25 protein-coding genes and 1 pseudogene are annotated in these 25,337 nt (G+C 69.1%); 19 read left to right on the top strand and 7 right to left on the bottom strand.

Translation table 11 applies throughout. From position 1 onward, the window contains the following. Nucleotides 1-24: 24 nt before the first annotated feature. Complete coding sequence (locus FFS72_RS05030) at nt 25-1,458, bottom strand: MDR family MFS transporter (protein ID WP_249353128.1); 1,434 nt, start codon at nt 1,456-1,458, stop codon at nt 25-27. 37 nt (nt 1,459-1,495) lie between these two features. On the opposite strand from FFS72_RS05030, the gene FFS72_RS05035 reads away from it, so the two are divergent. Next, nucleotides 1,496-2,380 carry a phosphoribosylaminoimidazolesuccinocarboxamide synthase gene (locus FFS72_RS05035; protein WP_137872913.1) on the top strand — a complete coding sequence of 295 codons (885 nt, stop codon included), beginning with the start codon at nt 1,496-1,498 and terminating at the stop codon, nt 2,378-2,380. An 18-nt stretch (nt 2,381-2,398) separates the two neighbouring features. Further along, nucleotides 2,399-4,528 carry a S9 family peptidase gene (locus FFS72_RS05040; protein ID WP_137872914.1) on the top strand — a complete coding sequence of 710 codons (2,130 nt, stop codon included), beginning with the start codon at nt 2,399-2,401 and terminating at the stop codon, nt 4,526-4,528. 51 nt (nt 4,529-4,579) lie between these two features. On the opposite strand, the gene FFS72_RS05045 is transcribed toward FFS72_RS05040, so the two are convergent. Both FFS72_RS05045 and FFS72_RS05050 read right to left on the bottom strand, forming a co-directional pair. Then, on the bottom strand, nt 4,580-5,272 hold the full coding sequence (locus FFS72_RS05045) for a response regulator (protein WP_050066441.1): 693 nt from the start codon (nt 5,270-5,272) through the stop codon (nt 4,580-4,582). After that, nucleotides 5,269-6,840 (bottom strand): sensor histidine kinase, encoded by a 1,572-nt coding sequence (locus tag FFS72_RS05050; protein ID WP_137872915.1) that lies wholly within the window; start codon nt 6,838-6,840, stop codon nt 5,269-5,271. Before FFS72_RS05050 ends, FFS72_RS05045 begins: the two co-directional genes overlap by 4 nt. 147 nt (nt 6,841-6,987) lie before the next feature. Between FFS72_RS05050 and FFS72_RS05055 the strand changes: the two genes are divergently transcribed. From FFS72_RS05055 to FFS72_RS05065, 3 genes are all read left to right on the top strand, one after another. Next, the gene (locus tag FFS72_RS05055; RefSeq protein WP_137872916.1) at nt 6,988-8,397 is read left to right on the top strand and encodes a cation:dicarboxylate symporter family transporter; all 1,410 of its coding nucleotides are present in this window, start codon (nt 6,988-6,990) and stop codon (nt 8,395-8,397) included. Continuing rightward, complete coding sequence (locus FFS72_RS05060; RefSeq protein WP_137872917.1) at nt 8,394-8,891, top strand: glutathione peroxidase; 498 nt, start codon at nt 8,394-8,396, stop codon at nt 8,889-8,891. The genes FFS72_RS05055 and FFS72_RS05060 overlap by 4 nt, the downstream gene beginning before the upstream one ends. Before the next feature lie 96 nt (nt 8,892-8,987). Further along, on the top strand, nt 8,988-9,692 hold the full coding sequence (locus tag FFS72_RS05065; RefSeq protein WP_137872918.1) for a DUF2334 domain-containing protein: 705 nt from the start codon (nt 8,988-8,990) through the stop codon (nt 9,690-9,692). A gap of 17 nt (nt 9,693-9,709) precedes the next feature. On the opposite strand, the gene FFS72_RS05070 is transcribed toward FFS72_RS05065, so the two are convergent. Both FFS72_RS05070 and FFS72_RS05075 read right to left on the bottom strand, forming a co-directional pair. Continuing rightward, complete coding sequence (locus tag FFS72_RS05070; RefSeq protein ID WP_137872919.1) at nt 9,710-10,297, bottom strand: TetR/AcrR family transcriptional regulator; 588 nt, start codon at nt 10,295-10,297, stop codon at nt 9,710-9,712. Nucleotides 10,298-10,335: 38 nt separating this feature from the next. Next, entirely contained in the window at nt 10,336-10,980 is a 645-nt protein-coding gene (locus tag FFS72_RS05075) for an MBL fold metallo-hydrolase (RefSeq protein WP_137872920.1), read from the bottom strand. A gap of 138 nt (nt 10,981-11,118) precedes the next feature. Here FFS72_RS05075 and purS point away from each other — a divergent pair, with 138 nt between their 5' ends. From purS to FFS72_RS05100, 5 genes are all read left to right on the top strand, one after another. Continuing rightward, a complete protein-coding gene (purS, locus tag FFS72_RS05080; RefSeq protein ID WP_050066448.1) occupies nt 11,119-11,364 on the top strand; it encodes a phosphoribosylformylglycinamidine synthase subunit PurS in 246 nt (81 codons plus the stop codon). After that, nucleotides 11,361-12,038, top strand: a complete 678-nt coding sequence (gene purQ, locus FFS72_RS05085) for a phosphoribosylformylglycinamidine synthase subunit PurQ (protein ID WP_137872921.1) — start codon at nt 11,361-11,363, stop codon at nt 12,036-12,038. The genes purS and purQ overlap by 4 nt, the downstream gene beginning before the upstream one ends. Before the next feature lie 184 nt (nt 12,039-12,222). Continuing rightward, on the top strand, nt 12,223-13,251 hold the full coding sequence (locus FFS72_RS05090; RefSeq protein ID WP_137872922.1) for a dihydrodipicolinate reductase: 1,029 nt from the start codon (nt 12,223-12,225) through the stop codon (nt 13,249-13,251). Between the two features lie 107 nt (nt 13,252-13,358). After that, nucleotides 13,359-14,456: an NAD(P)H-dependent amine dehydrogenase family protein gene (locus tag FFS72_RS05095; protein WP_137872923.1), complete on the top strand. Its 1,098-nt coding sequence runs from the start codon at nt 13,359-13,361 to the stop codon at nt 14,454-14,456. Beyond that, a complete protein-coding gene (locus tag FFS72_RS05100) occupies nt 14,453-14,932 on the top strand; it encodes a carboxymuconolactone decarboxylase family protein (RefSeq protein WP_050066452.1) in 480 nt (159 codons plus the stop codon). Before FFS72_RS05095 ends, FFS72_RS05100 begins: the two co-directional genes overlap by 4 nt. Before the next feature lie 49 nt (nt 14,933-14,981). Here the strand turns inward: FFS72_RS05100 and FFS72_RS05105 are convergent, their stop codons facing one another. Beyond that, complete coding sequence (locus FFS72_RS05105) at nt 14,982-15,938, bottom strand: Dyp-type peroxidase (RefSeq protein ID WP_137872924.1); 957 nt, start codon at nt 15,936-15,938, stop codon at nt 14,982-14,984. Nucleotides 15,939-16,044: 106 nt separating this feature from the next. On the opposite strand from FFS72_RS05105, the gene FFS72_RS05110 reads away from it, so the two are divergent. After that, nucleotides 16,045-16,398, top strand: a complete 354-nt coding sequence (locus FFS72_RS05110) for a VOC family protein (RefSeq protein ID WP_137872925.1) — start codon at nt 16,045-16,047, stop codon at nt 16,396-16,398. Nucleotides 16,399-16,446: 48 nt separating this feature from the next. Here the strand turns inward: FFS72_RS05110 and FFS72_RS05115 are convergent, their stop codons facing one another. Further along, nucleotides 16,447-17,829 (bottom strand): L-serine ammonia-lyase, encoded by a 1,383-nt coding sequence (locus FFS72_RS05115; RefSeq protein ID WP_137872926.1) that lies wholly within the window; start codon nt 17,827-17,829, stop codon nt 16,447-16,449. A 106-nt stretch (nt 17,830-17,935) separates the two neighbouring features. On the opposite strand from FFS72_RS05115, the gene FFS72_RS05120 reads away from it, so the two are divergent. The 8 genes and pseudogenes from FFS72_RS05120 (at nt 17,936) to FFS72_RS05150 (ending at nt 25,195) form a co-directional block, all read left to right on the top strand. Then, on the top strand, nt 17,936-19,222 hold the full coding sequence (locus FFS72_RS05120) for a M18 family aminopeptidase (protein WP_137872927.1): 1,287 nt from the start codon (nt 17,936-17,938) through the stop codon (nt 19,220-19,222). 185 nt (nt 19,223-19,407) lie between these two features. Continuing rightward, complete coding sequence (locus tag FFS72_RS05125; RefSeq protein WP_137872928.1) at nt 19,408-20,817, top strand: DUF4185 domain-containing protein; 1,410 nt, start codon at nt 19,408-19,410, stop codon at nt 20,815-20,817. A 189-nt stretch (nt 20,818-21,006) separates the two neighbouring features. After that, on the top strand, nt 21,007-22,275 hold the full coding sequence (locus FFS72_RS05130) for an MFS transporter (RefSeq protein WP_137872929.1): 1,269 nt from the start codon (nt 21,007-21,009) through the stop codon (nt 22,273-22,275). A gap of 73 nt (nt 22,276-22,348) precedes the next feature. After that, nucleotides 22,349-22,420, top strand: a pseudogene (locus tag FFS72_RS27045) (hypothetical protein); the annotation flags it as partial. A gap of 9 nt (nt 22,421-22,429) precedes the next feature. After that, nucleotides 22,430-22,690, top strand: a complete 261-nt coding sequence (locus FFS72_RS05135) for a hypothetical protein (protein ID WP_212744320.1) — start codon at nt 22,430-22,432, stop codon at nt 22,688-22,690. A 105-nt stretch (nt 22,691-22,795) separates the two neighbouring features. Next, nucleotides 22,796-23,434 carry a hypothetical protein gene (locus tag FFS72_RS05140; RefSeq protein ID WP_137872930.1) on the top strand — a complete coding sequence of 213 codons (639 nt, stop codon included), beginning with the start codon at nt 22,796-22,798 and terminating at the stop codon, nt 23,432-23,434. Next, the gene (locus FFS72_RS05145) at nt 23,431-24,618 is read left to right on the top strand and encodes a PrsW family intramembrane metalloprotease (protein WP_137872931.1); all 1,188 of its coding nucleotides are present in this window, start codon (nt 23,431-23,433) and stop codon (nt 24,616-24,618) included. The genes FFS72_RS05140 and FFS72_RS05145 overlap by 4 nt, the downstream gene beginning before the upstream one ends. A gap of 70 nt (nt 24,619-24,688) precedes the next feature. Beyond that, nucleotides 24,689-25,195, top strand: coding sequence for an SRPBCC family protein (locus tag FFS72_RS05150; protein WP_349303985.1), 507 nt, complete (start codon nt 24,689-24,691; stop codon nt 25,193-25,195). Nucleotides 25,196-25,337: the final 142 nt, after the last annotated feature.

The raw sequence follows: 25,337 nt of genomic DNA on the forward strand, positions 1-25,337 counted from the left end.
CGGCTTGTCCGCTTCGGCAGCGGATCAGCCGGGCCCCGAGCCGGCGTCCTCGGGGGAGTGCACCCGGGCCGGCATGAAGGCGGCGGCGGCGAGGATCGCGGCGGTCGTCCCGACCACCGCCAGGAAGACCAGGTGTAGCGCTCCCGACAGCTGTTCGGGCGTCGGGGTGTCCGTGCCACCGATGTGCGCATTGACGATCGCTCCGAACGCCGCGACCCCGACCGCGCTGCCGATCGACCGGGCGAACATGTTCGTCGACGTGACGACGCCGCGCTGCGACCAGTCGACGCTGGACTGCGCGGCGATCAGGGTGGGACTCGACACCAGTCCCATCCCGACGCCGATCACGAAGCAGAACACGGCCACCTGCCAGACACCCGATCCGGCGTCCAGGGTGAGGGTCAGCGCGGTCCCGGTGACGGCGGCGGTCGCGCCGAGGAGTGCGGTGATCCGGAATCCCACCCGAAGGTAGAGGCGCCCGGCGAGCGACACGCTGATCGGCCAGCCGATGGTGAGGGTGGCGAGAGCGAACCCGGCGACCAGCGCGCCGGTCCCGAGCACGCCCTGCACGAAGGTCGGGATGTACGAGGTGACGCCCATGATGATCGCGCCGACGGCGGCGGAGATGATGCTGCTGACGGCCAGGACGCGGCGGGTGAGCACCCACGGCGGCAGGATCGGGTCGGCAACACGGCGTTCGACGAAGGCGAACGCGAGGAGCAGAGCCGCTCCGGCACCGAACACGGCGAGCGATGCGGGGGAGTTCCACGGCCACGCCTGCCCGCCTTCGAGCAGGCCGAGGATGACCAGCGCGGCGCCGCAGGTCAGGAGCGCCGCGCCGAGGTAGTCGACGCGTGGCCGGTCGCGTCGCGGACTCTCGTGGAAGTGCCGCATCAGCGCCCATGCCGCGACCGCGCACAGCGGCACGTTGATCAGGAAGATCCAGCGCCACGACAGGTACTCGGAGAACACGCCGCCGAGGGTCGGGCCGACCACGGCGGACATGCCCCACACGCTCGCGAGGTAGCCCTGCGCCTTGGCGCGCTCGGCGAGTGTGTAGATGTCGCCCGCGATGGTCAGGCTCATCGGCTGCACCGCGCCCGCGCCGAGGCCCTGGACCGCGCGGAACGCGATCAGCGCGGGCATCGACCACGCCAGCCCGCAGAGCACCGATCCGATGCAGAACGTCGCGATGCCGAACAGCATCACCGGCTTGCGTCCGAACAGGTCGGCGAGCTTGCCGTAGATCGGTACCGACACGGCCTGGGCGAGCAGATAGATCGAGAACAACCACGGAAACTGACCGAATCCGCCCAGGTCGCGGACGATGGTCAGCACCGCCGTCGCGATGATCGTCGAGTCGAGCGCGACCAGCGCGGTGGTGAGCATCAGCGACGCGAGCACCGGTCCACGCTCCGAACGCAGGCCGATGCTGCGTCTGTCGATCTCGATTGCCACCTGATCGAGTATCAACCCCACCCGATAGGGTTGGACCGTGCGCCCCTCACTCTCCGACTACGCCCACCTCGCAGGCGGCAAGGTCCGCGACCTGTACACGATCGACGACGAGCACCTCCTGCTCGTCGCGAGCGACCGGATCTCCGCGTACGACCACATCCTGAGCACCCCGATCCCCGACAAGGGCCGGGTGCTGACGGCGATGAGCGTGTTCTTCTTCACCCGGTTGACGGCGCAGAACCATCTGGCCGGACCGCCGGACGACGAGCGCATCCCCGAGGAGGTCCTCGGTCGGGCACTGGTCGTGAAGAAGCTGAAGATGGTGCCGGTGGAGTGCGTGGCGCGCGGCTACCTGACGGGTTCGGGCCTGTCGGACTACCAGCGCACCGGGGCGGTGTGCGGGGTGGCGCTGCCGGAGGGCCTGGTGGAGTCGTCGCAGCTTCCGGAGCCGATCTTCACGCCCGCCACGAAGGCCGCCCTCGGCGACCACGACGAGAACGTCGACTTCGCGGCTGTCGTCGACCAGGTCGGTCAGGCCCTCGCGGTGAAGCTCCGACAGGACACCCTCGACATCTACGGCCGCGCCGCGATCTTCGCGTCCGAGCGCGGAATCATCCTGGCGGACACCAAGTTCGAGTTCGGTGTCGACGACGACGGCAACCTGGTGCTCGCCGACGAGGTCCTCACCCCCGACTCCTCGCGCTACTGGCCCGCCGACGGCTACGAGGCGGGCAAGGTGCAGCCGAGCTTCGACAAGCAGTTCGTCCGCAACTGGCTCACGGGCCCCGAGTCCGGCTGGGACCGGGCGTCCGACACTCCGCCGCCGCCGCTGCCGCAGGAGATCGTCGACGCCACCCGTGCCCGCTACATCGAGGCGTACGAGCGGATCTCCGGACTGTCCTTCGACGACTGGATCGGCTGACCGCCTAGGGTGGGCGACATGAGTTCGCCCGTCACTGCGGCCCCGGTCGCGAAGAAGGTTCCCCAGGAGCGCACCCACCACGGCGACACGTTCGTCGACGACTACGAGTGGTTGCGCGACAAGAACGACCCCGAGGTGATCGCGTACCTCGAGGCGGAGAACGCGTACACCGCCTCGCGCACCGACCACCTCGCGTCCCTGCGGGAGTCGATCTTCGACGAGATCAAGTCCCGCACCCAGGAGACGGATCTGTCGGTGCCGTCCCGGATGGGGCAGTGGTGGTACTACTCGCGCTCGTTCGAGGGCAAGCAGTACGGCGTGCACTGCCGGTGCCCCATCGAGGCGCCCGACGACTGGACGCCGCCGGTGCTGTCCACCGACGCGGACATCCCCGGCGAGCAGGTGCTGATCGACGGCAACGAGCTCGCCGAGGGGCACGACTTCTTCGCGCTCGGCGCGATGACCGTGACCCTCGACGGGACACTGCTCGCGTACTCGGTCGACACCGAGGGCGACGAGCGATACACGCTGCGGTTCAAGAATCTCGAGACGGGTGAGCTGCTCGCCGACGAGATTCCCGGCACCGCGCCCGGTGCGACGTGGTCGGTGGACGGCAGGCACGTCTTCTATCTGACGGTCGACGAGGCGTGGCGTCCCGACACCGTGTGGCGTCACGAACTCGGCACCGAGCGGTCCGCGGACGTGCAGGTGTTCCACGAACCCGACGAGCGGTTCTGGGTCGGCTTCGGCTCGACGCGCAGCGAGAAGTACCTGACCATCTGGATCGGTTCGAAGATCACCTCCGAGGTCCGCTACCTCGAATCCTCGGATCCCGAGGGGGAGTTCACCGTCGTCTGGCCCCGCGAGGAGGGCGTCGAGTACGGCATCGAGCACGCCGTCGTCGGCGGGGAGGACCGGTTCCTCATCCTGCACAACGGCGTGGTGGACGGCGTGAAGGCCGAGAACTTCACCCTGGTCGACACCCCGGTCACCGACCCGACGGACCAGCGCACGCTGATCGCGCACCGCGCCGACGCCCGGCTCGAGGACATCGACGCGTTCGCCGGGCACCTCGTCGTCGGCTACCGCCGCGAGGCGCTGACCCGGCTCGCGGTGTGGCCGCTGACCGAATCCGGGTACGGCGAGCTGCACGAACTCGAATTCGACGAGGAGCTGTACTCGGTTGGCAGCGGCTCCAACCCCGAGTGGGAGAGTCCGCTGCTGCGGATGGGGTACACGTCGTTCATCACGCCCAGCCGCGTGTACGACTACGAGATCGCCAGTGGCGCACTGCTGCTGCGCAAGGAACAGCCGGTGCTCGGCGGGTACGACTCCGCCGACTACGAGCAGCACCGCGACTGGGCGGTCGCCGACGACGGCACCCGCATCCCGATCTCCATCGTCCGCAAGACCGGAGTCGCCGACGCCGCGGGCCCGGCGCCGCTGCTCCTGTACGGGTACGGCTCCTACGAGGCGAGTATCGACCCGGGCTTCTCCGTCGCGCGTCTGTCCCTGCTCGACCGCGGCATGGTCTTCGCCGTCGCGCACGTCCGCGGCGGAGGCGAGATGGGACGGCACTGGTACGACACCGGCAAGATGCTGTCGAAGAAGAACACCTTCACCGACTTCGTCTCCTGCGCACGGCATCTCGTCGACACCGGACGAACCACCCCGCAGGCCATGATCGCCGACGGCGGCAGCGCGGGCGGACTGCTCATGGGAGCCGTCGCGAACCTCGCACCCGAACTGTTTGCCGGCATCCTCGCGAACGTGCCGTTCGTCGACCCGCTCACCTCGATCCTCGACCCGTCGCTGCCGCTGACCGTCATCGAATGGGACGAGTGGGGTAACCCGTTGGCAGACAAGGACGTCTACGACTACATGCGCTCGTACTCCCCGTACGAGAACGTCGGCGCCCACGACTACCCCGCGATCCTCGCGATCACCAGCATCAACGACACCCGCGTCCTCTACGTCGAACCCGCGAAGTGGATCGCGAAGCTTCGGGACACGAAGACCGGCGACTCGCCGCTGCTGCTCAAGACCGAGATGAGCGCAGGCCACGGCGGCGTCAGTGGCCGCTACGAGAAGTGGCGCGAGGTGGCGTTCGAGTACGCGTGGGTGCTGGACACGGCGGGCCTCACGTAAGGGCAGGTCTCCGAATCCCCGTCGGCGCACCGAGGGATCAGGAGACGCGCACTACCTCCACACGTACCGCACCTGCGGTCGGCCGGCGCGCCCGTAGACGGTGCGCCGGTCGGCGACGGCATCGTCGGCGAGACGCTCGAGGTAGCGCCACGCGGTGACACGGGAGACGCCGACCGCCGAGGCCGCCTCGGCCGCGGAAGTTCCGGCGTCACCGGCATCGCGTACCACCGCCGAGATTTCGTCGAGAGTCTGCGGTGCAACACCTTTCGGGGTCGTCGCGCGGGAGTCCGTGCTGCGCAGCACGGCCATCGCCCGGTCCACGTCGCGTTGGCTGAGTGCATACTCGCCGGACGGCAGCGCGCTGCGGTAGTCGAGGTAGCGTTCGAGTCTGTCCCGGAACGCGGCGAACGTGAACGGCTTGAGCAGGTACAGCACGACACCCTGACTCACGGCCGCGCGCACCGTCGCCATCTCGCGGGCCGAGGAGATCGCGATGACGTCGGGTGTCGGGCGTAATCCGCCCAGCGCCGCGGCCACGTCCAGTCCGCTGCCGTCGGGCAGCCCGAGGTCGAGCAGCACCAGGTCCACGGGTGCGTCGGTCGCCGATGCGGACACCGCCGCCCGCATCGCGTCGACGACCGTGTGCGCGACGCCAACGACCTCGAACCCGGGGACCCGTTCGACGTAGCTGCGGTGCGCCTCGGCGATCAGCTTCTCGTCCTCGACCACCAGCACCCGGATCATGCGTTTCCCTCCTTCGGTATGCGCGCGGAAATGACTGCACCGTACGTGTTCTCGGATTCGATGCGGCCCCCGTGGCGGGACACCACCTGCGCGACCAGGGCGAGACCGAGGCCGTGATGGTCGGACTTCGTCGAGTAACCGCGACGCGATGCGGCGGCGAACTCGTCGGCGGACATGCCCGGTCCGCTGTCGGCGACGCGGACGTCGAGCGCGGCGTCGTCCGCGGTCAGCGTCACCTCCACCCACGGGTTGTCGTCGCCTCCCCGGGAGCCCGCCGCGGCGTCGATGGCGTTGTCGACGAGATTGCCCACCACCGTGACGAGTTCGCGCTGCGTCAGGGGAGCGGCGGACGACAGCGTGGTGTCGTCGGTGACGGTGAGGTCGACGCCCCGTTCCGCGGCCTGGTTGACCTTGCCGAGCAGCAACGCGAGCACCGCCGGTTCGTGGACCGTCGCGGTGAGACGGTCGATCAGGTGCTGCGACAGCTCCAGTTCCGCCGTCGCGAACGCCACCGCCTCCTCCGTGCGTCCCAGTTCGACCATCGTGACGACGGTGTGCAGGCGGTTCGCGGACTCGTGGGCCTGCGCCCGCAGCGACTCGGTGAACAGGCGCATCGAATCGAGTTCACCTGTCACGGACTGCAGTTCGGTCTGGTCGCGGACGGTGAGGACGGTACCGATACGGCGTCCCTCGAACCGGACCGGAGCCTGGTTCACGACCAGCACCCGATCCCCGGTCACGTGCACCTCGTCCTCCGCCCGTCCCGACCCGAGGTCGCGCAGGGACGGCGGAAGATCCGCGCGTGCAACGGGACCGGCGGGCAGCGCGAGCAGGCGTCTGGCCTCGTCGTTGACCACGTCGGCGGTGTCGGAGTCGGCGTCGAACACGAGCAGGCCCTCGCGGATCGAGTGCAGGACGGCGTCGTGGTGCTCGTACAGGGTGCGCAGCTCGTCCGGTGCGAGGCCGAGTGTCTGCCGCCGTACCCGACTGCCGAGCAGGACCGAGCCCAGCGCCGCGAGGGCGAGGGCGCCCGCCGTCAGCATCAGGATCAGCGGCAGCCCACGCACGAACTGGTCGCTGATCCGCTCCCGCGTCTCCCCGACCGACACCAGCCCGACGACCTGCCCGTCGTCGACGACGGGGGCCACCGCCCTGACGGACGGGCCGAGCGAACCGGCGTAGGTCTCCGTGAACGTCTCCCCGGCCAGCGCGCGGTCGATGGTGCCGGTGAACTTGCCGCCGATCAGCGCCCGATCGGGGTGCGTGTACCGCGTTCGGTCCGGTGCCATCACCACGACGAAGTCGGTGCCGGTCGCCGCGCTGATCCGGTCGGCCTCCGGCTGCAGCGCGGCGGTGGGGTCGGGGGAGCGTAGCGCCTGCGCCGTCCCGTCGGCCGCGGCGAGGGTTTCCGCGACCGCGACGACCTCGCGTCGGGCGGCGGCGTCCGCGTCCCGGCGCTCGTCGAGGACGGTGAACGCGCCGCCCACCAGCACGACGACGGCCAGCACCAGCAGTTGAAGCACCAGCACCTGACGTGCAAGCGACGCGCGACGCGCAGACCCGAACACCCGTGTCCTCTCCCACACTCCCGTGAACGAAACGCACGCAACCGTGACCGGAGGCCCCGGCGCATACCACCATTCTTCCCGAGGTGGACGTGACGGCGGTCACTGCAACCGATCCGACGAACGTCAGTCGAGAGGACAGGACAGGTCATGACCACAAACACGAGGCGGGACCGTACCCCGGCCCCCGGGACACGGCGCAAGCGCGACCGCACCCACTGGCTCTACCTTGCGGTGATCGTCGCGGTGGTCGCCGGCATCCTCGTCGGCTGGCTCGCACCCGGCGTCGGCAAGGACCTCGGCGTGCTCGGAACACTGTTCATCAGCCTCATCAAGATGATGATCAGTCCGGTCATCTTCTGCACGATCGTGCTCGGCATCGGATCGGTGAAGGCCGCCGCGAAGGTCGGCAAGGTCGGTGGGCTCTCCCTCGTCTACTTCCTCGGCATGTCCACCGTCGCACTCGGCATCGGACTCGTCGTCGGCAACCTCCTCGACCCCGGATCGGGCCTGCAACTCACCCCCGGTGACGCCGCGGTCGGCGCCGGGCTGGCGGAGAAGGCGCACGGCGCGGGCGGCACCATGGATTTCGTCGCGAGCATCATCCCGACCTCGCTGCTGTCGGCACTCACCGAAGGCAATGTCCTGCAGACGCTGTTCGTCGCGCTGCTCGTCGGGTTCGGGCTGCAGGCGATGGGGAAGCAGGGCGAACCCGTCCTCACCGGCATCGGCTACGTGCAGAAACTCGTGTTCCGCATCCTCGCGATGATCCTGTGGCTCGCCCCGATCGGCGCGTTCGGCGCGATCGCGAGCGTCGTCGGGCAGACGGGCCTCGGTGCCGTCACCGCGCTCGGCACCCTGATGGTCGGCTTCTACGTCACCTGCGCGATCTTCGTGTTCGGCGTTCTCGGCCTGTTGTTGCGTCTCGTCACCGGATTCTCCGTGTTCGCCCTCGTGAAGTACCTGGCCCGCGAGTACCTGCTGATCTTCGCGACCTCGTCGTCCGAGTCCGCACTGCCCCGGCTGATCGCGAAGATGGAACACCTCGGCGTGCAGCGGTCCACGGTCGGCATCGTCGTACCCACCGGCTACTCGTTCAACCTCGACGGCACCGCCATCTACCTGACGATGGCCTCGATCTTCGTCGCCGACGCCATGGACATGCCCCTCTCGCTCACCGAGCAGATCTCGCTGCTCGTGTTCATGATCATCGCGTCCAAGGGCGCCGCCGGAGTGAGCGGAGCCGGCCTCGCGACCCTCGCGGGTGGCCTGCAGAGCCATCGCCCCGAACTGCTCGACGGCGTCGGCCTCATCGTCGGCATCGACCGGTTCATGTCCGAGGCCCGTGCCGTCACCAACTTCTCCGGCAACGCCATCGCCACCCTGCTGATCGGCACCTGGACCAACAGCGTCGACCGCGGTCGCGTCCGCGAGGTGCTGTCCGGGCAGCTCCCGTTCGACGAGACGACGATGATCGACGACGACCTGCCTGAGGACGAATCCCGCCCGTTGAATGACATGACCGCTGCCGCTTCGGTTCCCGTACGGTCGATGTCATGACGAACCCGCAGCTTCAGGACATCGAGATCAACACACTCGGCGGCGTGCCGACCTCCCTCGGCGCTTTCGACGGACGGGCAGTGCTCGTGGTGAACGTGGCCTCCAAGTGCGGTCTCACCCCGCAGTACACGGCGCTGGAGAAGCTCGCCTCCGGGTACGCCGACCGCGGCCTCACCGTCATCGGCATCCCCTGCAACCAGTTCATGGGCCAGGAGCCGGGCAACGCCGAGGAGATCCAGACGTTCTGCTCGGCCACCTACGGCGTCACCTTCCCGCTGACGGAGAAGATCGAGGTCAACGGCGAGGGCAGGCACCCGATCTACGCCGAACTCACCAAGACCGCCGACGCCGACGGCGAAGCGGGCGACATCCAGTGGAACTTCGAGAAGTTCCTCGTCGCGCCCGACGGCACCGTCGTCAACCGCTTCCGTCCCCGCACCGAGCCCGACGCCCCCGAGGTCGTCGCCGCGATCGAGGCCGTCCTTCCCCGATAGGCGGCTCCGCCGCCCGTGAGTCCTTTTGTCCGCAAGCGGGCCAAAAGGACTCACGGGCGTCAGCGCACGTTCATCTTCGGATGCCACGCTGGGGTCATGACCGCAACGCTGATCGTGTCGGTGTCGGGCATCAGGGACGAGACCCGAGACCTCGCCGCCGAGTTCGCGAGCGAGATGGACGCCCGCGGCGTCCCGCTGTCGCTGCTCGTCGCCCCCCGTCTGAAGGACAAGTACCGCCTCGTGCGGGACGAGGGCACCCAGGACTGGCTGCGGACCCGGCAGAGCACGGGTGACGCCATCGTGCTGCACGGCTACGACCAGGCCGCGACCAAGAAGCGCCGCGCCGAATTCGCGGCGCTGCCGCAACACGAGGCGATGCTCCGGCTCACCGCCGCCGACCGGGTCATGGAGGAGGTCGGCCTCCGGACCCGCGTCTTCGCGGCGCCCCGCTGGCTGGCGTCCCCGGGTGCGGTGAACGCGCTGCCGCGCACCGGATTTCGGCTTCTCGCCGGATTGACCGGAATCCACGACCTCGAGCGGGACACCGTTGTGCGCGCCCGGATTCTCGGCATCGGGGACGGATTCCGCACCGAACCGTGGTGGTGCCGCGCCATGGTCCTCGGGACCGGCCGCACCGCCCGACGCGGCGGAACAGTCCGCCTCGCGATCGCCGCGAAGAAGCTCTCGCTGCCCGGACCGCGGCAGGCACTGATCGACGCCGTCGATCTGGCCCTGCATCACGAGGCGCGTCCCGGCACCTACGTGTGGACGCCGCGGCGCGGCAACCTCGACGTCGCCTGAGACCGTCGCCCCGAGCGCTATTTCGCCAGTGAATCGATGTGGTCGGTGACCATCTTCAGAGCCGACGCGGGACTGTCCTGATCGCCGACCATCGCATGCATCGCCGCGCCCGTGAGCAGGGCGTGCAGGTGCCGCGCCTCGTCGGCGACGTTCCGCCACGGCGCACACAGCCCGTGGTGCTTCATGTCGGCGACGAGGATCGTCAGTCCCTCGCGCAGCGCGTGCTGGGCGTTGCGGGCGATCGCGCCCAGTTCGGGATGCGCCGGCGCCTCGGCAATCAACGCCAGGTTCACCTCCAGCTCGGAGCGCCTGGTCTCGTCGAGGGGAAGTATCTCCGAGACGATCGCGATCACGCGATCCCGCGGGTCCTCGACGTCGGCGTGCGCGTAGGCGCGCTCCTCCGCCCGCCGGTGCACCAACTGCATCGAGTACGCGAGCAGCTCCGCCTTGCTCCCGAACGTGTGCCGCAGCGACCCGGGCGACAGCCCTGCCTCGGCGGCGACGTCGCGCACCGACACCGCGGTGATCCCATCGCGGAGCAGGACCCGCCACACCGCTTCCGCGATGTCCTGCTGGCGCTGGTCGATGTCGATCACTTTCGGCATCCCGCCAAACTAGCGGAACGAAGTAACGAGTTGTCCGGTCACACTTCGGCGGAGTCCTCCGACGGGAGGACCCGGAACTCGGTGCCGTCGGGAGCCATCTCGGAGTAGCGACCGTAGAAGATGCCCGTCCCCTCGTTCGCGAGGATTCCCTGGTGGATCGGCACAGCGACCCGCGGATTCACCGCCCGCAGATAGTCGATGGCCTCGGAGATCTTCAGCCACGGCGCCGCCGCAGGCAGTGCCAGGACGTCGACCTTCTCGTACGGGATGTACAGCGAATCGCCCGGGTGCAGCAACCGCGCCGGATTCTCGTCGTCGCCGAGCAGGAACGCGGTGTTGTCGATGACCGCGAGCTCGGGATGGATCACCGCGTGCCTGCCGCCGGTGCCGCGCAGGTGCAGGGGCCCGACGTCGAATGCATCACCCGGTCGCACCGCCGTCCAGGCGTCGCCGAACAGGTCCGTCGTCTGAGGGTCGGCGAACAACGCCGCCCGCGGATTCGCCTCCACCAACGCGGGCAGACGGGCGGCGTCCGCGTGATCGGGATGCTGATGGGTGATCGCGATCGCGTCGAGATCCGTGATGCCCTCGAAACCGTGCGAGAAGGTCCCGGGATCGAACAGGACCCTCGTTCCGAGGTGCTCCACGAGCAGGCAGGAATGGCCGAAATGTGTGAGCTGCATGACGTCGAGTATGCGCTGCCTCACACCCCCGAGGGAGGGGCGTCGCCCGAGTGCGCGGCGCGCCGGGCCCGACCGGTAAACTGCCAGTTGCCCGGCGTGATTCTCCCGGGCACACCCGCACCAACCGAGGAGCAGCACGTGGCCCGTGTCGTTGTCGAAGTCATGCCGAAGGCCGAGATTCTCGACCCGCAGGGACAGGCCATCGTCGGGGCACTGGCCCGACTCGGCTTCGCCGGCGTGTCCGATGTCCGCCAGGGCAAGCGCTTCGAGCTCGAGATCGACGGAAGCGTCGAGGACTCCGAGCTCGAGAAGATCGCCGAGGGCCTGCTGGCCAACACGGTGATCGAGGACTGGGCGGTGCGCCGAATCGACGTCGAGGCATGAGCGCCCGCGTCGGAGTCATCACCTTCCCCGGCACCCTCGACGACGTCGACGCCGCGCGTGCCGTGAACCTCGCCGGCGGCGAGGCCGTCAGCCTCTGGCACGGCGACGCCGACCTCAAGGGCGTCGACGCCGTCATCGTCCCCGGCGGCTTCTCCTACGGCGACTACCTGCGCTGCGGTGCCATCGCCCGGTTCGCGCCCGTCATGGGCAAGGTCGTCGAGGCAGCGAAGGGCGGCATGCCCGTTCTCGGCATCTGCAACGGCTTCCAGGTTCTCTGCGAGGCGGGCCTGCTTCCCGGCGCGCTGACCCGCAACGAAGGCCTGCACTTCATCTGCCGCGACGAGTGGCTCAAGGTCGAGGCCACATCGACAGCGTGGACCTCCCGCTACGAGTCGGGCGCCGAGATCCTCATCCCGCTCAAGTCGGGCGAAGGTCGCTACCAGGCGTCGGAGACCGTGCTCGACGAACTCGAGGGCGAAGGCCGCGTCGTGTTCCGCTACGCGGGCGACAACCCCAACGGATCGCAGCGCGGCATCGCGGGCATCGCATCGGCGAACGGTCGCGTCGTCGGACTGATGCCGCACCCCGAGCACGCCACCGAGGCCCTCACCGGCCCCAGCGACGACGGACTCGGCATGTTCTACTCCGTGCTCGAGAGCGTCGTCTCCGCCTGACATCGCACGGTCGGCAGGCCCCGGAATCGAGAAGTGTTCGGTTCCGGGGCCTTCCGCATTTCCGACGTCCGCAGCCTCTGACGCGGCCGCTTCCGGTGCCCTACCGACTCTGACCGAATGTGGCGTTCGGCCACGTGAACTTGCCCGGGCGGACGAGGGTGCACTGTTTTGCTACCGTCCGGCAATGATCTCGACGATCGTGTGGGGTGACGGCAGTGTCGCGCGGGACGCGATCCGTGCCGTCGACGCGCACCCCGCGCTCATGTTGACGGCGGTCGTGACGACCACCGCGGACCGAGTGGGACGCGACGCGGGTGACCTCGCGGCGTTGGGCCGGGTGCTCGGTGTCGTCGCCACCGACGACACGGTGGCGGTTCTCGCGACGCGACCCGACGCCGTCGTCTACGCGGGGTCCGGAACCACGCGGTCCACGGATGCGCGCGCGGATGTCGTCGCGGCACTGTCCGCGGGCGCGGTCGTGGTGACGCCACCGATCTATCCCCTCTACGATCACCGGAAATCCGAACCCGTTGTGCGAGAGGAAATTCGATCCGCCATTCGTGACGGCGGCGGAAGGCTCCACATCGGTGACGTCGACTCCGACTGGGCCGAGCACGTCCTGCCGCTCGCCCTGCGCAGCGTCGGCGACGGTACGACATCCATCCGCGTCACCGAGACGGTCGACTACTCGGAGTACGACCTGCCGGGCTCCGTCCGCTACCTCATGGGGATGGGTGAGCCGCTGTCGTTCGTGCCGCCGATGCTCGCCCCGCGGATGCCGACGATGGTGTGGGGCGACCGCGTCCGGCAGCTGGCGCGGGCCCTCGGTGTCGAACTCGACGAGATCCGCGAGGTCGTCGAGCGGGTCGAGTTGGAGGTCACGGTGGAGACCGCGACGATGGGCAAATTCGAGGCGGGCGGAATGGGGGCCGTGCGTGTCGAGGTGCAGGGCTGGGTCGCCGGGGCGCCGACCGTCGTCGTCGAACACGTCGGGCGCATCGACCCGGACGTCGCGCCCGAGTGGCCGCGTCCACCCGCCGGGGGAGCGGGGCACACCGTTCTCGTCGACGGCGATCCGCGGATCGCGGTGATCGTCGAACCCGGCCCGCGACGCGGTGGTGAAGCGGCCGTCGACCGACTCGTCGGCAGGATCGAGACGCTCGCGGGCCACGAGCCCGGCATCTACGACGAGGTGGATCTGTTTCGCCGGTGAGCCTCGTCCGACCCCGGTGTTCGTTCGACCCGGTGTTGTTCGAGCGCAGCGCCGAAATGTCTTGATCCGCCACGGGAACGTGTTCCAGTTCGGTACCGTCCCCGGTCATGATCACAACGGTCGTCTGGGGCACGGGAAACGTCGGGCGGGCAGCGATCAGGGCGGTGGACGCGCACCCAGCGCTCCAACTCTCCGCCGTGATCGTGCACAACCCGGACAAGGTCGGCCGCGATGCCGGTGACCTCGGAGATGTCGGCCGCGGCCTCGGGGTCGCCGCCACCTCCGACATCGACACCGTTCTCGCGTCCAAGCCCGACGCCGTGGTGTACGCGGCGTCCGGCGACATCAGACCCGACGACGCGCTCGCCGACATCGTCGCGGCCATCCGGGCCGGTGCCGTCGTCGTGACCACGTCGCTGTATCCGCTCTACGACCACCGCAGCGCGCCCGCCGAGATGCGTCAAGCGATCCAGGATGCGATCGACGAGGGCGGCGGGTCGCTGTTCGCGTCCGGCATCGACCCCGGCTGGGGCAACGACGTGCTGCCGCTGCTGCTCAGCGGTCTCGCGACGACCGTCGACGTGATCCGCTGCCAGGAGATCTTCGACTACTCCACCTACGACCAGCCCGACTCCGTCCGGTGGCTCGTCGGAATGGGTCAGCCGATGGACTACGCGCCACCGATGGTCGCGCCGGGCATCCCGACGATGGTGTGGGGTGGTCAGGTCCGGCTGATGGCGCGAGCTCTCGGCGTCGAACTCGACGAGATCCGCGAGACGCTCCTGCGCAGGCCGCTGGAAACCACCGTCACCACCGCGACCATGGGCGACTTCGAGGAGGGCACCCAGGGCGCGCTGCGGTTCGAGGTGCAGGGCATCGTCGACGGCGAGCCGCGCATCGTCATCGAGCACGTCACCCGCATCCACCCGTCCTGTGCACCCGACTGGCCCACTCCCGCCGACGGCGGCGCGGGCGCGCACCGGGTGATAATCGAGGGCAGGCCCCGCATCGAGGTGTCCATCGAGGCGACCGACGAGGGCGGCAACAGGTCTGCGGGCGGCAACGCCACCGCCGTCGGCCGGCTGGTCGGCGCCATCGACTGGCTCGTCGAGAACGAGCCGGCCATGTACGACGCGCTCGACGTCCCGATCCGGCCCGCGATCGGGAAGCTCACCGCCACCACTTTCGAGAGGACCCCGGCATGATCATCGACCTTCCCGAGGGCAAGGACCCGATCGGCTACGTGTGGGGAGAGATGGTGCCCGGCATCGGGCTCCCCGCCTCCCAGTTCTCGCTGTCCGTCTACGAGCACTCCACGATCGACCTGCCCGCCTTCGAGGCGGCGCGGCTGCGGATCGCGCAGATCAACGGCTGCATATTCTGCCAGGACTGGCGGACCGAACGCGATGGCGTGAAGGTCGAACTCGGCTTCGACGAGGACGTCGAGAACTGGCGCACCACCGAGAACTTCGACGACCGCACCCGTCTCGCCGCCGAGTACGCCGAGCGGTACGCGCTCGACCACCACGGTCTCGACGACGAGTTCTGGGATCGGATGAAGGCGCACTACACCGATGCGGAGATCGTCGAACTGTCGATGAGCATCGGGTCGTGGTTGGCGTTCGGGCGCCTCAACCGCGTCCTCGGGCTCGACACCGCCTGCGTGCTGCCCGGGCACTGACGAACCGGAGCGGAGGGGCGGTCGGGTACGACCGCCCCTCCGTGCTCCGTCAGTTCGTGGGCGAGGTGGGCAGTGCCTCGAAGAAGTCGGCGCTCGGGGTGAAGAACGCGGAGCCGGTCACCGGAGTCGAAAAGTCCAGCAGGCGATCGTAATTGCCGCGCGGGTCGCCGAGGAACATGTTCTCCAGCATCCGCTCCGTGACGCCCGGGTCCTTGCAGTAGCCGATGAAGTAGGTGCCCATCTCGCCGTCGCCGACCCGGCCGTACGGCATGTTGGCCCGCAGGATCTCCAGCCCGTTGCCCTGCTCGTCCTTGATCGCGGTCAGTGCGACGTGGGAGTTCGCGGGCTTCACGTCGTCGTCCATCTCGACGTCGTCCTGCTTGGTGCGACCGACGACGTTCTCCTGATCCGGAACCGGCAGCGCCTCCCATGCCTCCATGTTGTGGACGTACCGCTGCACGTGAACGTAGGAGCCGCCGCTGAACGCCGGATCCTCGTCCCCGACGGTGACGGCGACGACCGCCTCCTTGCCCTTCGGGTTCTCGGTACCGTCCACGAAGCCGATCAGGTCCCGGTCCTCGAAGTACTGGAACCCGTGCACCTCGTCGATGACCGTCGCCGCGCCGGCAAGCCGTTCCGTGATCCGGTGCCCCAGCTCGAAGCACGCGTCCATGCTCATCGCGCGGATGTGGAAGAGCAGGTCGCCCGGCGTGGACGGGGCCTGGTGCTTGGCGCCGCGCAGCACCGGGAACGGGTGCAGCTGCGCGGGCCGCGGCCCCGTGAACAGACGGTCCCACGCCGCCGAGCCGATGCTGACGATGAGCTCGAGTCCGGCTCCCGGCGCCCGCAACGCCACCGCCCGGCGCAGTCCGGCCGCGTCGGCCAGCAGAGCGCGGGTGCCGTCCTCGCCGCCCGCGTCGATCGTCGCGACCAGGAAGATCGCGGCGGGCATGGACGGGTTGGCGACCGTCTGCGATTCGGAGGTGGAGGTGGGGGCAGCGGTCATCGGTGGCCTCCGTGATGCGTCGTGAATGCGGCTTGTCGTGGTCCGCACACCGTACCGAGACGGTCGACGAACCGTTCCTGTCGGTGCCCGGCGGTAGCGTGCGGTCATGACGTTGACATTGGGGATGATCACGTTCGACAGCGCGGAGCCCGGACCGCTCGCAACCTGGTGGGCGGAGCAGACCGGCGGCCGCATCGAATCCGACAACGACGGCTGGTTCTACATGGTCGGGGTGCCGGGAACGCCGTACAAGCTGGCGTTCCAGAAGGTCGAGGATCCGACACCCGGGAAGAACAAGGTGCACCTCGACTTCGGGGCACCCGACCTGGACGCCGAGGTCGAGCGGCTCGTCGCGGCGGGGGCGGCCGAGTACGAACGGCACGACATGGACGGGTTCCGGTGGGTGACGCTCACCGACCCGGACGGCAACCGCTTCTGTGTCACGGGTCAGTCGCACTGATCCTGATTCGATTGGGCCGGTGTCGAATCGGACGGGGCAACCTGCCCGTCAGCACTCGACGAAGTTGACCGCCACGGCGAGGCCGCCGGTCGACGTCTCCTTGTACTTGCGGCTCATGTCGGCTCCCGTTTCCCGCATCGTAGCGATCACCTGGTCCAGGCTGACCCGGTGATTGCCGTTACCACGCAACGCCATCCGAGCGGCATTGATCGCTTTGCCCGCGGAGATGGCGTTGCGTTCGATGCAGGGGATCTGCACCAGACCCCCGACGGGGTCGCACGTCAGCCCGAGACTGTGTTCCATCGCGATCTCGGCAGCGTTCTCGACCTGCGCCGGGGTGCCCCCCAGGACCTCGGCGAGGCCGGCCGCCGCCATCGACGCCGCAACCCCGACCTCGCCCTGGCAGCCGACCTCGGCTCCCGAGATCGATGCACCGTCCTTGTAGAGCGACCCGATCGCGCCCGCCGTGAGGAGGAAGGCGACGGTCGCCTCGTCGGGATGCTCGACGCCCCGCGCCGAGTAGCGGAGCGCGTAGTCCAGCACGGCCGGGATGATGCCCGCTGCGCCGTTGGTCGGTGCGGTCACGACCCGCCCGCCCGCGGCGTTCTCCTCGTTCACGGCGAGCGCCACGAGATTCACCCAGTCCTCGGCGAACGCGGGGTCGCGGTGCGGGTCCTCTGCGCCCAGTCGCCGGTGCCACTCCGGTGCCCTGCGCTCGACCCCCAGGCCGCCGGGTAGTAGGCCGTCACGCTGGAACCCACGCTCCTGGCACTCGTGCATCACCCGGGCGATGTACCGCAGGTGGTCACGGACCTCGTCGTCGGATCGTGTCTCGCACTCGAAGCGCGCCATGATCTCACCGATGGACAATCCGTGACGGCCGGCGAGACGCAGCAGATCCTCCGCGGAGCGGAACGAGAAGACCCCGCCGGTGGGCTCCGGCGTCGTGGCAGTGGTCGATCCCGATCCGGTGACGACGAACCCGCCGCCCACGGAGAAGTACATCTCCGTGAACAGGACGGAGTCGTCGTCCGCCGACGCGGTCAGCCGCATCGCGTTCGGATGTTCCTCGACGACGGTCAGGGGATGCAGGACGATCCCGTCCTCGGTGAGTGGGATCCGAATCGTGCCACCGAGTTCGACGACGCCGGTTGCGCGCATGCGGGCACGTGACCGATCCATCCGATCCTGGTCCACGGTCTCGGGGCGGTGCCTCTCGAGACCGAGCAGCACCGCCGCGAGTGTGCCGTGCCCGCGGCCGGTCGCGGCCAGCGATCCGTACAGGTCGACCCGGACCGTCGACGTCACCGCAAGCACCCCGATGGATTGCAGTTGGTCGGCGAACATCGCCGCGGCCCGCATGGGGCCGACCGTGTGCGAGCTGGACGGCCCGACGCCAACGGAGAACATGTCGAACACACTGACGGTCACATCACCATCCTCCTCTCGAGCCAGCGGCCGCGGACCGGTGGCGTGGGGCCGGTCCGCGATCCGCCGGCCCTCCCTGGTCGCGTGGGTCGACACTAGGATCGCGGTCATGCCCACGCTGACCGACGCCACCGCCCCCGGACTCTGCTCGTTCGTCGACGCGTCGCCGTCGCCGTTCCACGTGTGCGCGACGGTCGCTGGTGAGCTGACCGCCGCGGGGTTCGTGGAGTTGCGCGAGGCCGACGGCTGGCCCAGCGCGGCGGGCCGGTACTTCCTCGTGCGCGGCGGGTCGCTCGTCGCGTGGAGCACCGAGGGATTCGGACACGAGGCCGCGCCGTTCCGGATCGTCGGCGGGCACACGGACAGCCCGAACCTGCGGGTCAAGCAGCACCCCGACCTGGAGTCGGCAGGCTGGCAGATGGTCGGCCTCGAACCGTACGGAGGAGCGTGGCTGAACTCGTGGCTCGACCGCGACCTCGGCATCTCCGGCCGGATCAGCGTCCGCGACGGAAACCGGTTGCGGGAGCACCTCGTTCGCGTCGACCGGCCGATCCTGCGGGTGCCGCAGCTGGCGATCCACCTGTCCGAGGAACGCAAGGGCGTCAGCCTCGACCCGCAACGCCACGTCAATGCGATCTGGGGCGTCGGGACGTCGCCGCGCAGCTTCCTCTCGTTCATCGCAGGCGAGGCCGGTGTCGACGCCGACGCGGTTCTCGGCTGGGAGTTGATGACCCACGACCTGGCGCCCAGTGCCGTCGTCGGCCTGAACGCCGAACTCGTGTCCGCGCCGCGTCTCGACAACCAGGGCACCTGCTACGCCGGAACCCAGGCGCTCCTCGGCGCCGTCGACAATCCGGGGGAGGCGATCCCGGTGCTCGCGCTGTTCGACCACGAGGAAGTCGGGTCGATGTCCGACCGCGGCGCCTTCTCGGACTTGCTGAACTCGGTGCTGGAGCGGGTCGTCCTCGGCCGCGGCGGGGGTCGTGAGGACTACCTGCGGGCGATGGCCGGGTCGGTGTGCGCGTCCGGAGACATGGCCCACGCGACCCACCCGAACTACCCGGACCGGCACGAGCCCGCGCACCGCATCACCGTGAACGGCGGCCCGGTCCTCAAGGTCAACCAGAACCTGCGGTACGCCACCGACGCGGCGGGCACCGGGGAGTTCGCGCTCGCCTGCGACCGCGCCGGGGTTCCGTTGCAGCGGTACGTGCATCGCGCCGACCTGCCCTGTGGGTCGACGATCGGACCGATCACCGCGTCGCGGACCGGGTTGTCCACCGTCGACGTCGGGGCACCCCAGTTGGCGATGCACTCGGCGCGGGAGTTGATGGGCGCCGCGGACGTCACCTCGTACGCGGAGGCACTCGCCGCGTTCCTCACCCCGGAGGACTGACGGGCTGTCCGCCGATCGTCGGATGGCGAGGTGCGTGACGCGCGGCGACAATGTCGTTCGGGGGAGCAGTGACTCGAGTTGACGATTTCCCCACCCGGCCCGGCCGTCACGTGCGTCTCGTGATTGTCTGGGCTCGGCGGGGGTAGCGCCCGCGCCGACCGACCTGCCGTCGACGAGGAGGGCCCATGCCCGTGCGTTCCCATCTGTCCACGCATCTCCGAACGACCGCCGTGCGTCGCGTGAGCGGAGCCGTCGTCGCCGCAGGCGTCGCCGTCGTCCTCGCCGCCGGCGCCGCGACCCCGGCCACCGGGCAGTCGCTCGGCTCCTCGGGTTCCTCCGGCTCCGCGGGTTCAGGTGCCGCCCCCGGAGGTCCGTGCGGTCAGTCGGAGGGAGGCAGCACCGGGTCGCTCGGCAAGGTGCTCCCGCCGTGGATCACCGGCTCACCGGACGGCGGCCTGCCGGTCCTGACCGGTCGAACCCGCGCGATCGAGATGGTCACCGGGCCGGGTAGCCCGAACGACACCATCAACCGATTCAACGTCTCGGGCACCGACCTCGGCATCATGTGGGACAACGACAATGCGGGTGGCGCCCACCAGACGATGATCGCGTTCGGCGACACCGTCGGCGACTGCGGTGCCGAGGGCGACGACTGGCGATCCAACGTCCTGTTCCGTAGCGCCGACACCGATCTCGCGACCGGCATGCGCATCGACTCGTCTCCGCTCATGCCGGTTCCGCCCGGTCCCGCGAACGTCTCGAAGGAAGTCGTCCCCGGCTTCGGCATCCCCGGTGAGTACACCGTCATCCCCACCGCGGGCATCGCCGTCGGCGGAGTCCAGTACATGCGGGTGATGGGTGTGCAGTCGTGGGACACCCCCGGCAACTGGACGACCCTGTACTCGGCTCTCGCGTCGTCGACGGACAACGGCGAGAACTGGACCCTCGACCCGCTCACCGCGCGCCCCAACGTCGCGGGCCTCGACATCCCCGGCATCCCCAACTTCGACGCCCGCAACGCGGATTTCCAGCAGAGCGCGTTCGTCAAGAACGGTGGATTCGTCTACGAGTTCGGTACCCGGTCCGGACGCAGCGGCAGCGCGCTGCTCGCCCGCGTCCCCGAGGCGCAGATCGCCGACCTCGGCGCCTACACCTACTGGAACGGCTCGGCGTGGGTGCCGGACCTGGCGTCGGCGGTCGCGGTGATCGAGTCGCCGGTCAGCGAGCTGTCCGTGCAGTGGAACTCGTACCTGAACAAGTACGTCGCGATGTACACGGACCAGACGAACTCCCTGGTGATCCGGCAGGCCGACACGTTGGAGGGCCCGTGGAGCGGCACCCAGACGATCCTGTCCGGAATCCTGGTGCCCGCGCTGTACGGCGGGTTCATGCACCCGTGGAGCAGCGGCCGATACCTCGAATTCGTCGGCACCACCTGGGATCGCTACAACGTCATCTACTTCCGCACCGACCTGAACGGACTGCAGATGGCATCCGGGGACCAGGCCGACCGCCCCGACCCGGCGGTCACAGGCGAAGCGCGACGTATCGGAACCGAGCTGCCGAGCGGGGAGGTCGTGCCGGTAACGGAGTGACCGGCACGGGCAACGTGGACCGTGAGGATGGCGGCCGCATCGTCGACCCGAACTTCCCGTCGTGCGGGCGCTCCCGCGATGAACGCCGCAGCCGAAGTGGTCGGTGGGCTGTCGGTGGCAGGTCGACTCGGGTAGGCGAAACCTCCGGGGTTGCTTCGGAATCCCGTGGGCTCGGGGCAAGATGAGGCGATGGACTCGACACGGGTTGCCACCCGGTCCGCCGCGGGTGCGGCAGTCGGAGGACTGCTGTTCGGTGCCGACACCTCGACGATGAACGGTGCGATCAACGGTGTCAGACCCGATTTCGGACTCGCGAGTTCCTTCGTCGGATTCGTGGTCGCCGTCTCGATTCTCGGATGCGCCGCCGGCGCGCTCACCGCGGGGCGGATCGCGGCCCGGCTCGGCAGCACCGGCACGATGCGACTCGGCGGGGTCGTGATCGCCGTCGGATCACTGCTCGCCGCACTGAGTTTCGCGGTGGCGCCGCTCGCGGGATGCCGACTGGTCGTCGGGTTCGGTGTCGGACTGCTGTCCGTCGTCGTTCCCGGATACATCACCGAGATCTCCCCGGATCGGATCCGGGGCCGGCTCGGGTCGCTGTGGCAGCTGGCCATCGTCGTCGGCATCTTCGGCGGACTCCTCGCCGACTACGCGTTGCGCACCGCCGCCGGTTCCGCGGACGCGGACGTGCCGTGGGGCGGTCACGCGTGGCGCTGGATGTTCGTCGTCATCGCGGTGGTGGCGGTGGTTCAGGTACTGATCGCACTGCGGCTACCCGAGCCCGCACGGGAGGGGGACCGCGAGCCCACCGGCGGGTTTGCCGCCCTTCGTGGAGCTGTGCTCGGACTCAAGCCGATCGTCTGGGTCGGCGTCGTGGTCGCCGCCCTGCAGCAGTTCGTTGGAATCAACGTTATCTTCTTCTACTCCACAACCCTGTGGAAGTCCGTCGGCTTCTCCGAGGACGACGCCTTCGTCACCAGCCTGCTCACCGCACTGGTCAACGTCGCCGCCACGATCGTCGCGATCGGGCTCGTCGACCGGCTGGGCAGGCGGCCGCTGATGATCGGCGGCGCCGCGGGCATGGCCGTCACCCTCGGCACCCTCGCGGTGTGCTTCGCATCCGCGACCGGCTCCGGGGACGACGTGACGCTCCCGCAGCCGGCGGGCACCGTCGCGCTCGTCGCCGCCAACCTGTTCGTCGTCGCGTTCGGCGTCAGTTGGGGCCCGTTGATGTGGGTCGTCCTCGGCGAACTGTTCGACACGCGTATCCGCACCGTCGCGCTGTCGTTGACCGTGATGGTCAACTGGCTGGCGAACTGGCTGGTCACCCGCACCTTCCCGACCCTCGCCGACGTGAGCCTGCCGCTCACGTACGGCCTGTATACGGTGTTCGCGGTCGTCGCGCTCGTGTTCACGGCCCGCAAGGTGCCGGAGACGAAGGGGATGGCCCTGGCGTGACGCGCCCGGCTTTCAGGGAGTCGAATCCGAAGCCCGAGAACGCCGTCCGCGTCCCCTAGCCTGGAACATCTTCCTGTTCGGACTCCTGTTCTCGTTCCTGTCGCTGGCCCAGGGCTCCATCTGGCTGGCGGCCGGCATCCACACGGCGTGGAACATGGCGCAGAGCAACATCTTCGGCCTACCGGGGGATTCCAGCTTCCGCGAGGTCACCCTCTTCGACGTCGGCCCCGACTCCACCGGATCGGCGATCCTGACCGGAGGGGACTACGGCGTCGAGGGCAGCATCCTCACCACCGTCCTCCTTGCCGTCGTGGTGTTCGCCGCGTACCGCTACTACCGCAGGGTCGAAGCCACACGTGTTGCGGACAATCGTGACGAACGTCATCCCGGAACCACGACACCGACCGGGCGGTGACCGGCCACGTCGACGGCGCACTCGGCGCCCGACGTGATCAACTGTGAACATCAATTGCCGGTGCCACCGGGTCGATCACCCGCGGCACGACGGAAGGGTCGCCAGGTGACGGGCACACACGCAGTCGCTCCCGACGGGTGGGTACCCGTCGAGCGCAGATGGTTCGGGCTCGAGCGGGCCACGATCGCACCCGCGTTGGTGGTGGTCGTGTTCGCGGTGTTGTTCGCGATGGTGATTCCTGCGGTCAACGGGGCGATGACCCACGGTGAAACCGCCCGTGCGGGCGACCGGATCGCACTCGACGGAGGGGTCGTGTTCTCTCCCGCCGCCGGATGGACGATCGTCGACGGCACCGTGATCGGGGGCGAGCCGCGCTCCGGGGTCGGCAAGACCGCCGAGGTCGACAACGGTGCGGTTGCCTTCTCCGTCCGAACCGCGAAGTGGGACGGCACCCCGACTTCACTGCTCGATCAGGTGCGGCAGACGACGGATGTCCTGACCGGGGAGGCGGGCCCCCACGTCGTCGGTGACCCGCTGCCGGTGATCACGACAAGCGGTGAACAGGGAGTGATGTCCCGCTACCGCAGCGTCTCCGCCGACGGCGCCATCGCGGCCTTCGTCATCGACGGCACCGGAGTGGAGGTCGTGGTCACCGGCCCGGTCGAGACGACCGGTGTCGCGGCGACCGAGGTCGCCGGAATGATCACCAGCATCGCCGCCGACAACCGAGGAGAGCAGCGATGACCGTCCCGCGCAGTACCGAGTCGACCGCTTCCGTCGACGCGCTGCTGGCCGCCCGCGTCGACGCGATCCGCAATTCCGGGTGGGGTCAGACCTTCCGTTTCGCGCAGCCCCGCAACCTGGCGTTCTGGGTGTACGTCGTGCTGGTGGCAATCGGCGCCGTCAGCTTCACGCGGTACGCGGGTGGGCAGGCCCCCGCCTACGGGGAAGCACTGATCGTGGCGACCGTCCTGTTCGCCCTGTACTGCGCCCTCTTCTGGTGGTTCACGCAGCGCATCGACCGCTACGCGCACCAGTCGTGGAAGCTGATCGTGCTCGCCTTCGTGTGGGGCGCAGCCGCCGCGCCGTGGGCGTTGGCGGCGAACGCGAACACCCCCATGCTCGAGATCTGGGGCAAGCTGTTCGGTCAGGCATGGGCGGCGGACTGGGGCGCGGGTCTCACGGCGCCGTTCACCGAGGAGATCTCGAAGGGCATCGGGATCCTGCTGCTCATCGCGCTCGCGCCCCGGCTGGTGCGCACCGCGTTCGACGGCTTCGTCCTCGGTGCGTTCATCGGGCTCGGATTCCAGATCCTCGAAGACATCCAGTACGCACTCGCTTCCAGTGCCGCGCAGTTCGGTGCAAATCCGGTGGGCAACGCGATGTTCACAATCGTCATGCGCATGGGGATGGGCGTCGCGGCGCACATCCTCTACAGCGCGGTGTTCGGCGCCGGCCTGGTGTATTTCCTGGGCCGTCCGGCCGAACCACGACGGCGCGGCCTGGGGCTCGCGTTGATGGCGACCGCCATGCTGCTGCACGGGGTCTGGGACAACATCGGGGGGATCGCGGGCGGGAACACGGCGCTGATGTTCCTGCTGTGGATCGGCGTCATCGCCATCGCGATCGTCGTCGTCACCCGAGTGTTCGCGATGACGGTGCCTCGGGAACGGACGTTCATGCGCGCCGTCCTCGCCCCCGAGGCAGCCAGCGGCGTCGTCACCGACGAAGAGGTCGACACCCTGTCCGGCGACCGCAAGGCACGCCGCAGGTACCGAAAGCGTGGAGACAGTCGCGCGGAGCGCCGCCAACGCGATCACGTCCTCGAAGCCGTGCACGACCTCGCGGACCAGCTCGCGGAGGCCGGCGGACGCGACACAGGCACCGTGCTCTTCGCTCGGCAGGAGGTCGCGCGCCTGCGCGGCTGACCTGATCCCGGGTGGATCGGCGCCGCAGCGAGGGGAATCCGCGGCCCGGCACGACTCGCGTTTGACCGGCGTGACGACAGGGCAGACCAACGACGTCAGCGCCGCGATCGACAACGCCGAGGAGAGCACGATGACCACCGTGACCCGAACGTTCGTCGTGCCCGCCGCACCCGAGCGGGTGCTTCGTTATCTGGCCGACTTCTCGAACGCGGAGCAGTGGGATCCCGGCACCGTGCGCTGCGTCCGCCTCGACGAGGGGCCCGTTCGTGTCGGATCGAGGTGGCACAACGAGTCCAAGATCGCCGGGATCGGCACCGAATTGACGTACACCCTCGAGCAGTGGACCGCCGACCAGGTGGTTCTGAAGGGTCACAACGACACCGCGACGTCGACGGAGACCATCACGGTCGAGTCCGCTCCCCAGGGCTCCGAGTTGACCTACACCAACGAGGTGGAGATGCGGGGGATCGCGAAACTCGCGTCGCCCGCGCTCAAGCTCGTTTTCGAGAGGATCGGTGCCGACCTGGAGCGGCAGCTGACCGAGGCAGTCGAAGCGCTGCCGGACAACGGAGTCTGACGGAACCCGTGGAGCCGGCACCCACTCGGACCGTGAGTGACCGAGCCCACCCTGGGGTGACCAGTGCGGCCACGTCGTCGCCGCCCGGCTAGACTTTGTGCTGGCAGTGCCCTACGTGCCTGCCCATTCGATCCTCCAGGGA

The sequence above is a fragment of the Rhodococcus sp. Q genome (genome assembly GCF_005503035.1).
GTDB lineage: Bacteria > Actinomycetota > Actinomycetes > Mycobacteriales > Mycobacteriaceae > Rhodococcus_G.

What these genes read in the sequence shown, in the direction of transcription:
- FFS72_RS05125 (WP_137872928.1), top strand. Translation starts at nt 19,408, where the DNA reads ATGCCCGTGCGTTCCCATCTGTCCACGCATCTCCGAACGACCGCCGTG.
- FFS72_RS05070 (WP_137872919.1), bottom strand. Translation starts at nt 10,297, where the DNA reads ATGCCGAAAGTGATCGACATCGACCAGCGCCAGCAGGACATCGCGGAA.
- FFS72_RS05105 (WP_137872924.1), bottom strand. Translation starts at nt 15,938, where the DNA reads ATGACCGCTGCCCCCACCTCCACCTCCGAATCGCAGACGGTCGCCAAC.
- purQ (WP_137872921.1), top strand. Translation starts at nt 11,361, where the DNA reads ATGAGCGCCCGCGTCGGAGTCATCACCTTCCCCGGCACCCTCGACGAC.
- FFS72_RS05135 (WP_212744320.1), top strand. Translation starts at nt 22,430, where the DNA reads ATGGCGCAGAGCAACATCTTCGGCCTACCGGGGGATTCCAGCTTCCGC.
- FFS72_RS05065 (WP_137872918.1), top strand. Translation starts at nt 8,988, where the DNA reads ATGACCGCAACGCTGATCGTGTCGGTGTCGGGCATCAGGGACGAGACC.
- FFS72_RS05075 (WP_137872920.1), bottom strand. Translation starts at nt 10,980, where the DNA reads ATGCAGCTCACACATTTCGGCCATTCCTGCCTGCTCGTGGAGCACCTC.
- FFS72_RS05040 (WP_137872914.1), top strand. Translation starts at nt 2,399, where the DNA reads ATGAGTTCGCCCGTCACTGCGGCCCCGGTCGCGAAGAAGGTTCCCCAG.
- FFS72_RS05120 (WP_137872927.1), top strand. Translation starts at nt 17,936, where the DNA reads ATGCCCACGCTGACCGACGCCACCGCCCCCGGACTCTGCTCGTTCGTC.
- FFS72_RS05100 (WP_050066452.1), top strand. Translation starts at nt 14,453, where the DNA reads ATGATCATCGACCTTCCCGAGGGCAAGGACCCGATCGGCTACGTGTGG.
- FFS72_RS05095 (WP_137872923.1), top strand. Translation starts at nt 13,359, where the DNA reads ATGATCACAACGGTCGTCTGGGGCACGGGAAACGTCGGGCGGGCAGCG.
- FFS72_RS05130 (WP_137872929.1), top strand. Translation starts at nt 21,007, where the DNA reads ATGGACTCGACACGGGTTGCCACCCGGTCCGCCGCGGGTGCGGCAGTC.
- FFS72_RS05060 (WP_137872917.1), top strand. Translation starts at nt 8,394, where the DNA reads ATGACGAACCCGCAGCTTCAGGACATCGAGATCAACACACTCGGCGGC.
- FFS72_RS05055 (WP_137872916.1), top strand. Translation starts at nt 6,988, where the DNA reads ATGACCACAAACACGAGGCGGGACCGTACCCCGGCCCCCGGGACACGG.
- FFS72_RS05045 (WP_050066441.1), bottom strand. Translation starts at nt 5,272, where the DNA reads ATGATCCGGGTGCTGGTGGTCGAGGACGAGAAGCTGATCGCCGAGGCG.
- FFS72_RS05090 (WP_137872922.1), top strand. Translation starts at nt 12,223, where the DNA reads ATGATCTCGACGATCGTGTGGGGTGACGGCAGTGTCGCGCGGGACGCG.
- FFS72_RS05110 (WP_137872925.1), top strand. Translation starts at nt 16,045, where the DNA reads ATGACGTTGACATTGGGGATGATCACGTTCGACAGCGCGGAGCCCGGA.
- FFS72_RS05145 (WP_137872931.1), top strand. Translation starts at nt 23,431, where the DNA reads ATGACCGTCCCGCGCAGTACCGAGTCGACCGCTTCCGTCGACGCGCTG.